This is a genomic window from Spirulina sp. CCNP1310 (assembly GCF_034932185.1).
In the GTDB taxonomy this organism is placed as follows: domain Bacteria; phylum Cyanobacteriota; class Cyanobacteriia; order Cyanobacteriales; family Spirulinaceae; genus Spirulina.
On sequence record NZ_JAYGHW010000111.1, the window covers coordinates 1 to 9,701 of the forward strand.

Genomic DNA, 9,701 nt, shown 5'->3' on the forward strand with positions numbered 1-9,701 from the left:
CAGAAGACTTTATCCACTCGGACTCATGTTTGTCGATGTGGATGTGTGATGGACAGGGATCATAATGCAGCGAGAAACATCCTCAGTCGGGGATTGAGTACGGTAGGGCATACCGGAACTTTTGCGCTAGACGCAAGCAACGCTTCAGGAGAATCGACCTCTACTTTGGCTGGAGTCATCCTGTCTGAGCAAGTTGGCTCGTTGAGTGAAGAATCCCCGTCGCTTTAGCGCGGGGAGTGTCAAGGTATTTATGCCTTCATGATCGCAGGTGAATCTGAATTTTCAGTGAAAATTGACCGTTTTCGCGTGTTTTCGCCTTCAACAAGCCAGATTTAACATCAATTCTGCCGCGTTCAGCAAACTTCTCGCCAAAATTCATTAAAAACTCATCTAACCGGCTTTTAATCAGAATTAACGATGCACACCCGCATCCAAACCCCCTAATTCTATTGAGGCTATTTCCCTATGAAAGTTCGCTATCTTGCTTTACTGGCCATGGTTTCTTCTCTCAGCTTAGGGGCAGTGGTAGCCTGTGCTAATCCCTGCGCTTCTAAACCTGCTGCAACGGAGGATGTTGATCCCTGTGCGAGTAAGGGCGATCCCTGTGCGAGTAAAGCTGATCCTTGTGCGAGTAAGGGCGATCCCTGTGCGAGTAAAGCTGATCCCTGTGCGAGTAAAGCTGATCCTTGCGCTGGTAAAACCCAAAGCTCCATTGGTGGCCCCTTAGCAGCAGAACTACACGGTAAGCCCGTCGTGGTTGATGTGTTTGCAACTTGGTGCTCTGCCTGTGAAAACATTGCCCCAACCCTTTCGCAACTTGAACAGGATTATGAGGGTCAGGTGAATTTTGTCGTGTTGGATGTGAGCGATCGCACCACCACCGCCGCCGCCGAAGCCAAAGCCAAAGCATTAGGGCTAGAGGAATTCCTCAAGGCCCATAAAGCCCAAACGGGGACGCTCACGATTGTTGAACCAGAAACCGGCAAAATCCTGGCTCAACACCGCAACAATCCCAATATCGAAGCCTATACCACCGTTCTCGATACCGCGATCAATTAATAGTTATATCCCCACTTCGTTGTTAGTGAAGATTTCAGTCCTCATTAACACCCTTGGCGTAGGGGCGAAAATTTTCGCCCTTCCCCTTTTTTGATAATTAACTCCTCACAAATCCCATGACTAAAGTACCCCTTAATCCTACTCAATCTTCACGATTAAAGCCAGATCGCTGCTCTCAAAAATGGCCGATCTACATCGGCTTAGGCATAACTGCATTAATCTTAGTCCTCACTGTTGGCTCAACGCTGGGCCGTCCCCTAGAACACTTTATTTCCCTCATTGAAAACCGCTATCAACAGTGGTTTGATCAACAAAATACGACCAATCCTTTCATCCTCCTACCCCTAGCATTTTTTGGAGGATTACTGGCTAGTATCTCCCCCTGTATCTTGGCGCTCTTGCCGGTCAATCTCAGCTACATCGGCACGTTAAAAATCACCTCTCGCTGGGATGCTTTCCAAAAGGCGGGCCTGTTTGTGCTCGGAGCGGTGACGATTCTCAGCCTCTTTGGTTTAGCCTCTTCCTTTGCCGGGGCGGTGATGGTGGATTATCGCGGCTATATCAATATTGCCGTGGGGTTGATCATGGTGGTGATGGCTCTATGGCTAATCGGCGTGATTAAGTTTTCGTTACCCCAAACCCATCTAAATTTCCCTAAAGCTGGCCCCTATGGTGTGGGTTTAACCTTTGCTTTGGTGAGTTCTCCCTGTGCTAGTCCGGTACTCTTTGCTGTCCTAGCAGCAGCGGCGGCTACGGGTTCGCAGGTAATGGGAACACTGACCATGGTCAGTTATGCCTTGGGTTATACGGGGTTAATTTTTCTCGCTAGTTTGTTTACCGGGTTGGCAAAGCAAAGTCGGGGCTTGCTGACTCATTCGGAGGGGGTGATTCGCTTTGGGACTGTGGCATTAATGTTAACGGGGGTTTATTACCTGTGGACGGGGATCAGTTGGTTTATGGGAATTTAGCGACCTTTGAGGGCGAGTTGATCGAAGGTGAGGGCTAAGTCAAGGAGAAAAATCGGTTGTTGGCCGTTGCCCAAATGCCAGAGGGCCACATACTGGCTGAGGCGGCGGAGCATTGTCGAAGCGTCCGGGAGGGTTTGGATTGTTGCCATGGGTAATTCCATCATGTTGGGTAACTCCGTGACCTGAATCCCCCCTAAACCCTGGGGTGTACGCACCAAAATTAAAAAGGGTCGGGTTGTGGGGGCGTTCAAGTCTAAAAGCTGTTCTAACCTTAATAGCCTCACCGTTTCCCCCTCCAAATCTAATAACCCCACATCATCAAAATCTGGGTGCAATTCCGGGGGGCGGGGGCTGATTTTTACCACCACTTTCATCGGGAGGGCAAAGAGATGGGGGCCGATCGCAAAGACAATCACCCGCATCAGGTCGGATTCAGCGCGTTGGTTCATGGTTGACGGCCTGCGGCTTTGAGGGCAGCGGTGAGGGTAGTGAGGATTTCCTGCTCCACATAGGGCTTCGTGAGGTAGGCATAGGCCCCCAATTCGAGGGCGATCGCCTGAAACTTATCCCGACTCCGAGAGGTAAGCATTACCACAGGGATTTTCGCCCATTGCAGATCCTGGCGCACCGCACTGAGAAACTCCAACCCATTGAGCCGGGGCATCTCAATATCACAGATCATCCCATCAACGGAGCGACCACTGCGTAAAATTTCCAACGCCTCCCGGCCATCTTTAGCCTCAATCACCTGCTGACCTGCCCTTTTGATGATTAACCCTAGGGTTTGCCGCTCAGTGAGGGAATCATCAATCACCAAAATCGTCGTTTTTGCCGTGGGGGGAGATTCCGCCATTAAATCCAGTGGCGGCGGCGTGGCATCGGCGGGATGGCTGGAGGGGACGTATAGCCCCAGGGCTTCCGCTGCTAAATCCGGCGGGAGGGGGGTACTGGCGAGGGCTAAGGGTGGGGTGGTTTCTTGGATTTGGCGCATCCCGTTGCGTTGGGTATATTGCACCAACATCGCCCCATCAATCACCAACGTTAGGCGACCATCGGCGAGGATGCTACAGCCGTAAAGGTAGGGGGGAGGGGCGATCGCATCGGAAATCGGCTTAATCACCAACTCCTGCTCCTCAATCACCTGCTCCACTTCTAAACCCAGTAAACCATCGGGGGTACGCAGTAATAATACCGGGGCAATATTTTGCGGCGTGGTCAGCACCGGCTGTAACTCGCCATTGCCGGCCAAGGCCAAGCGGCTCGTCGCTAACCGGGGCGGCGATTTAAACAACGCCCCCAATTCATAAACCGGAATCGTATATTCATCTTCCGCCTGATGCCAATCCAGCACCTTTTGCCCCGCCAAAACCCGCAGCTTTTCCCCCGGAATTAACACCTGTTCAATTTCATTGGAAACGAACCCATAAACCGATTGCCCCGCTCGACAGATCAACAGCCGCGCACTGAGCAACGATTCCCGAATTTGAATCGAAAACGTCGTTCCCTGATTGCCCCGGTCGATGAGTTGTAACGTCCCCTTAATTTGAGCTAATTGAGTTTTGACCACATCTAAGCCCACCCCCCGGCCGGAAAGATCCGTCACCTGGGCAGCGGTGGAAAACCCTGGTTCACAAAGAAGCACTAATAGCCGCTCTGCTAATTCGGGACTGTGGCGCATTTGGGCGGCTTCGGTGGGGGTGATGAGGTGGTGGGCGATCGCCCGCTCCAAAATCCGCCCCACATTCAACCCCTGGCCATCATCCCGCACCTCAATAATCGTGCGGTTCCCCTGGTTATAGGCCGCAATCTCAATCTGTCCCTCTGCGGGTTTTCCTCGGCCCCGCCGTTCATCTGGCCCTTCAATACCATGATCAAAGGCATTGCGCACCAAATGCAGCAGGGCATCATAGAGGTTTTCCGTTACTGTTTTATCAATTAAAACCCCAGCCCCCTGAATTTTCAAATTCACCGCCTTTTGATGCACCATGGATAACTGTTTTACCATCGGCGGAAACCGTTTTAACAGCCCCTCAATGGGCATCATCCGCGCCGATTCCATGTTGTCCCGCAGTTGCTTGGACAGGCGTTTTTCCCGCTCAATGGTTGAAGCCGTAGTGCGTACCAACAGATTCATATCTTCCGTAGCTTGGGTAAGCTGGGAAGTCTCCTCTAAGGCAGAATAAAGGAGGCGATGGAGAGTGGAAACCTCCTCCCCATTGGTTTCTTGAGGCAGCAATTCCCGCAATTGTCCGAGGGTAAGACGATGTTTTCGCAGCCAATCCGCCAGCTTTTGCACCGAGGTTTGGAACTGTTCATCTCGCAGAGACAACTGGTTTTGATTAATCAACAATTCCCCCACCAAATGGTTAAGGTGCTCTAGTTGATCGAGGTCAATGCGGAGGGTTTTGCTAATTGGTTTGGGGGTGGGATTGTTGGGGATGGGGGTGGGGTCGGGTTCCTGGGTGAGGGTGGTGATATCGTCGCAGAGATCGCTGGCCAGGGTGATGCTGTTGGGGATGGGGGTGGCGGGTTGAGAGATTAAATCTGGCTCTGGGGTGCTAGTCCGTTCAATTTCCTCGATCGCCTCCTTCGGTGTGATGGGGGGTTCTGTGGGTGTGGGATCAATAGAGGGTGCTGCGAGAGGAGAGGCGAACCCGATGAATGGCTGCCAAGCCTGGCTCAATGTTGCGCCATGGGTGCGATCGCCTGCCAAAACCTGACGCTGTGCCGTTTTCAAATCCACCAAAGCCAACGCCGCAATGGCCCGAATCTCCTCCGGGGTCGTCATCACCGCCGTTTGAATTGTTTCGGAAAGGGCCGTAAATGTGGGCAATCCTAAGGATTCTCCCAAACCAATAAACACTTCCGTTTGTTCCTGTAACAAACCCGCTAGGGCCAACTCATCCCCCCCCTGCTCAATCAAGCTTTCTAACTCCTCAATCCGTTGCTGCACCCCCATTTCAAAAATCGATTGGGTAATATCAAACCCCATTTCTGAAGAGCTAGGCAGGGGGGGCTGATGGTCAAAACAATTCCCCAATTTACGCTGAAAACGGGCAAAAATATCAGCGGCATGATTCAGTAACTCATCATCCTGACTATGCTCCCCCGCCAATTCTGCACTCATCGCTAAACGCAGACATTCATAGCCCTCAAACAGCATCCCCTGCACATCCTGATCAATCATCGCTTCGGGGGCTAACAAGGCCCGGAAAACATCTTCTAGGTTGTGGGCGATCGTCATAATCGTGTCTCGCCCCACATTCGCCGCCGCCCCCTTGAGGGTATGGGTGGCTCGCATCAAGCTATAAATATCCGCAGTAGCCGCCGTTTCATTGAGGGCCAGCAATTCCTGCTCAATGGTGACAAGGAGATCCTGAGCTTCAGTAACAAAGTATTGATAACCTTCGGGATTGCGCAGTGTGGGAGCAGGTTCCGGTTCGGGTTCCCAAGTTTCCACCTCCCAGGTTTCAGCCGGTGGGGAGAAGGGTTCTGGTTCTGGGGGGCTGGGTTCCGGCTGGATTAAAAAGTTATCGAAGGTTTCCAGTTCATCAAGGCTGAGTTCATCCAAGGTCAGGAAATCACTAGCCCCAAAGGGATCAGCAATGGTGGTATTCTCCTCAAAACTGACGCTGGGGAGGGTATGGGCGATCGCCTCATGTTCCACAGCGTCCTGCTCCTCCGGTTGATCAGCGGTGAACGGGGGGCTATGGTGTTCTGGCCAGTCAAAACTGCCGTTATCTGCCGCTTCTGTGGCATTGATGTCAGCAAAAAGTGGCGGTTCTGACAGGGGAGCATCGGGTTTTAGGGGATCGGGATCGAGCCAAGTCAGGGGTTCAGCCATGGCAGGATCAGGAGTGATCACGGGTTCCTGTTCCCAGAGATCCATCTCCCCTGGATGGGATAGCGGGGTTGTGATCACGGGAGTTTCTGGGAGGAGATCCGGGTTTGCCCAAGGATCCCCTAGCTGATCTGGATTGAGTTCGGATTGGGGTGCTAAGGGGGTTTGGTCGGGTTCAGGAGCGGGAGGGGTGAAAAGTTCCGGTTGAGGATCGTCATCGATGGGAATCGGTGTACTAGCGCCCATCGTCATTGTAGGGAGGGATGGAGCGACAGGCTCTGGCTCTCTTAGAAGATCATCACGCAACAGATGATCCCCGAACAGATCATCATCATCCTGAACCGGAATATTGCGGGGCGGCGGCGTAATCAGCGGCGGGCGGGCCGGTTCGTCGTCATCGATGGGGATCGATTGGCGGCGGGGGGGGCGGCTGAGTTCTTCATCTGGGTCATCATCGATGGGGATCACCGTGGAAGCTTGGGGGGTTTGGGATTGCAAGATGGTTTCAGCGGCCTTCGCCACCTGTTGGCCGATTTCGTCGGTTTGGAAATAGTCCCAATCCCGGATCGATGACCAGAGGCCACCGGCTAGTTTGTGCAAATCCCAGTCTTTCATTAATTTTCAGCCGTCTCTGCATTTCATTTTAGACCTAAGCTCCCAACTTGCACGGTATTCCCCACTAATTTCAGATCCCATGCTTGACTGCCCACACCAACGCAAGCTGATGGGCTGGCCAAAGGCAGAGCTTCACGGCTAACAATCGTCAATTTGCGATAATCGCAGTGTCAAAACTATGATTTAAGTTAAAACAATGGCCAGTAAGTACAGTACTGATGTGCGTGAACAAGCATTAAAACATATCGCAAAAGGCAAAAATCTCGCTGAAGTCTCACGTTTAATGAACATTCCACCCAGTACAATTTTCTATTGGAAAAAATCAGAATTAATTTCTCTAGGAGCAACAGGAAGTCAGATCAGATTCATTGATCCTTTCAGTCAACTTCATGTAAAAAATCATCAATCTATTGAGCAAGTCAAAACAAAACAACAATCTCTACAAATTCATAAACCTACCCTCTATCAAGAACTAGAAGCATTAGGTTTGATTGGGTTTATGGAAGATGATGCAAATCTATCCACTCAATATAAAAGTTATTTGTAATTAAGTATTTGTGAAATGCCCGGAAGGATGGGAGCGGGGCGTTTTATAATGGCAGCGTTGTTTGTGGAAAATTGCCGCCGTGAGTAAGCTCGCCCTGCTGAGTGTCAGCGATAAAACTGGAATTGTTGAATTGGCCAAAGCCCTCGTCACTGAATTTGGCTTTGACCTGATTAGCAGCGGGGGTACAGCCCAGACCTTGAGTGATGCCGGTTTACCCGTCACCAAGGTGAGCGATTACACCGGCTCCCCGGAAATTCTCGGCGGCCGGGTGAAAACGCTCCATCCCCGTATCCATGGCGGGATTTTGGCCCGGCAAGATTTGGAGAGTGATTTGGCGGAACTGAGCGCCAATGATATTCGCCCCTTTGATCTGGTGGTGGTGAACCTCTATCCCTTTGAGGCGACGATCGCCCAACCCAATGTCACCCTAGAGGAGGCGATCGAAAAGATTGATATTGGGGGGCCAACGCTACTACGGGCCGCGGCCAAAAACCATGCCCACCTCACGGTTTTGTGTAATCCCAGCCGTTATGGGGCCTATCTGGAGGAATTGCGGAGCCAAGGGGGGCGGGCCAGTTTAGAGTTTCGTCGCGCTTGCGCCCTCGAAGGGTTTGAAATGACCGCCCATTATGATCGTGCCATTTCCCTTTATTTTGCCCAACTCACCGGCAAAACCACCGAACTCAACATCACCGCTACCCCCCTGCAAACCCTCCGCTATGGCCAAAACACCCACCAAAACGCCACTTGGTATAAAACCGATGCCACGGGCTGGACGACGGCAACACAATTGCAGGGTAAGGAACTGAGCTATAACAATTTGGTGGATTTGGAGGCGGCGCGGCGGATTATTTTGGAATTCTCTGGTGATGATCCGGCGGCGGCGGTGCTGAAACATACGAATCCCTGCGGCGTGGCGATCGCCCCCACCTTAGCAGAAGCCTATGAACGGGCCTTTAATGCTGATTCCGTTTCCGCCTTTGGGGGCATTGTTGCCCTCAACCGCCCCCTTGATGCCGCCACCGCCACCGCCTTGAAAAAGACATTTTTAGAATGTATTGTTGCGCCCGGTTGTGAGCCAGAAGCTCAGGAAATTCTCGCCAAAAAAGCGAATTTGCGGGTTTTAATCTTGCCGGATTTGACCCAGGGGCCGACGGCAACCGTGAAGGCGATCGCCGGCGGTTTATTAGTCCAAGCCAGTGATGACGGCGTGGATGACCCCCAAACTTGGCAGGTGGTGACGCAAAAGCAACCCACCGAGAGCCAATGGGCCGAATTACAATTTGCTTGGCAGGTGGCCAAACACGTTAAATCCAATGCCATTGTCGTGACGAGCGATCGCACCACCCTAGGCGTAGGCGCAGGGCAAATGAACCGCGTCGGGGCAGTGAGCATTGCCCTCGCCCAAGCCGGGGAAAAGGCCCAAGGGGCCTGTTTAGCCAGCGATGGCTTTTTCCCCTTTGATGATTCCGTCCGCACTGCCGCAGCGGCCGGGATTACGACGATCATTCAACCCGGTGGCTCCATGCGGGATCAAGACTCGATCGCCGCTGCCGATGAATTGGGGTTGGTGATGGTCTGCACGGGTAAACGGCATTTTCTGCATTAAATAGGGAGGAGTGGTATGACGGGGTTGATTATTGTCGGGTTGGCGATCGCCGCCTATCTTTTGGGTTCTTTTCCCACGGGCTATTTACTCACCAAACTGCTCACGGGCCTCGATATCCGTGAGCAGGGTTCCGGCTCAACGGGGGCAACAAATGTATTGCGCACCGTGGGCAAAGGGGCAGCGGCTGCTGTCCTGCTCATCGATGCGCTGAAGGGATCTTTAGCGGTGCTGCTCGTTTACGGTGTAGGGCAGATCAGCCCGTACCTTGCCCCCACGCTGCAACCTTGGTTGGCCACAGCAGCGGGATTAATCGCCTTGATCGGTCATAGCCGCTCAGTCTGGTTGCGGTTCCAAGGGGGCAAATCCGTCGCAACCAGTATCGGCATTCTCTTTGTGATGAGTCCCCTCGTAGCCTTGGGAACCCTGGGCATATTTGGGATGACGTTGGCAGTGAGTCGGATTGTTTCCCTCGGATCGGTGATGGGGGCGATCGCCGTCGGGATTTGGATGGTTGTCCTTGGGCAGCCTTTACCCTATATCCTCTTTGGTCTGATGGCGGGCCTCTATGTGTTGATCCGTCATCGGGCGAATATTCAGCGCATCCTGGCCGGAACGGAACCCGTCATTGGTCAAAAGTTGCAAACTGATCCCCCTACACAACCCTGACCCTCAATCCCTCTCCCCAGGTCGGAAGAAGGACTTTGAATCTGGCTCTCCTTCTCCCCCCTGTGGGAGAAGGGGGTTGGGGGATGAGGGGTTTAGCCAACATTCTGCCAGTTGACAAATCATTAAAAAAGGGCGGTCTAACGTTTGAGTTCACCGGAAAAACCGGTACGCCGTGTTTTTCCGGTGCAACGAAGGGTTAGGCCGCGATGTATTTCGAACCCGTGCCATTACAGCCAGCGCTTTACTGCCTCAGCAGTATCACTGGGCTTATTGACTACTCCCCGCTCTAAAGAGACGGGGATTCCCTGGAGGGATTTCAGAACTTCCGACAAGTCGGACTCTTAGGCGAAGTCAAATACGCCTCTATAGGTTGCCCGAAGGCTTCCTTTTACTTAT

General features: G+C 52.5%; 8 protein-coding genes. 6 read left to right on the top strand and 2 right to left on the bottom strand.

Going from position 1 to position 9,701, the window contains the following annotated elements; genetic code table 11:
- The 3 genes from VB712_RS20225 to VB712_RS20235 form a co-directional block, all read left to right on the top strand.
- Positions 1 to 228, top strand: a 228-nt coding sequence (locus VB712_RS20225; protein WP_323258145.1) for a zinc ribbon domain-containing protein, incomplete at its 5' end; no start/stop codon positions are given.
- Between the two features lie 237 nt (positions 229 to 465).
- On the top strand, positions 466 to 1,059 hold the full coding sequence (locus VB712_RS20230) for a TlpA family protein disulfide reductase (RefSeq protein WP_323258147.1): 594 nt from the start codon (positions 466 to 468) through the stop codon (positions 1,057 to 1,059).
- 116 nt (positions 1,060 to 1,175) lie between these two features.
- Complete coding sequence (locus VB712_RS20235) at positions 1,176 to 2,027, top strand: cytochrome c biogenesis protein CcdA (RefSeq protein ID WP_323258149.1); 852 nt, start codon at positions 1,176 to 1,178, stop codon at positions 2,025 to 2,027.
- Here the strand turns inward: VB712_RS20235 and VB712_RS20240 are convergent.
- Positions 2,024 to 2,476: a chemotaxis protein CheW gene (locus VB712_RS20240; RefSeq protein WP_323258150.1), complete on the bottom strand. Its 453-nt coding sequence runs from the start codon at positions 2,474 to 2,476 to the stop codon at positions 2,024 to 2,026. The genes VB712_RS20235 and VB712_RS20240 overlap by 4 nt on opposite strands.
- Positions 2,473 to 6,483 carry a response regulator gene (locus VB712_RS20245; RefSeq protein ID WP_323258152.1) on the bottom strand — a complete coding sequence of 1,337 codons (4,011 nt, stop codon included), beginning with the start codon at positions 6,481 to 6,483 and terminating at the stop codon, positions 2,473 to 2,475. Before VB712_RS20245 ends, VB712_RS20240 begins: the two co-directional genes overlap by 4 nt.
- 196 nt (positions 6,484 to 6,679) lie before the next feature.
- On the opposite strand from VB712_RS20245, the gene VB712_RS20250 reads away from it, so the two are divergent.
- From VB712_RS20250 to plsY, 3 genes are all read left to right on the top strand, one after another.
- Positions 6,680 to 7,030, top strand: a complete 351-nt coding sequence (locus VB712_RS20250; protein ID WP_323258154.1) for a helix-turn-helix domain-containing protein — start codon at positions 6,680 to 6,682, stop codon at positions 7,028 to 7,030.
- 79 nt (positions 7,031 to 7,109) lie between these two features.
- Positions 7,110 to 8,639, top strand: coding sequence for a bifunctional phosphoribosylaminoimidazolecarboxamide formyltransferase/IMP cyclohydrolase (purH, locus tag VB712_RS20255; RefSeq protein WP_323258156.1), 1,530 nt, complete (start codon positions 7,110 to 7,112; stop codon positions 8,637 to 8,639).
- A 15-nt stretch (positions 8,640 to 8,654) separates the two neighbouring features.
- On the top strand, positions 8,655 to 9,305 hold the full coding sequence (gene plsY / locus VB712_RS20260) for a glycerol-3-phosphate 1-O-acyltransferase PlsY (protein WP_323258158.1): 651 nt from the start codon (positions 8,655 to 8,657) through the stop codon (positions 9,303 to 9,305).
- Positions 9,306 to 9,701: the final 396 nt, after the last annotated feature.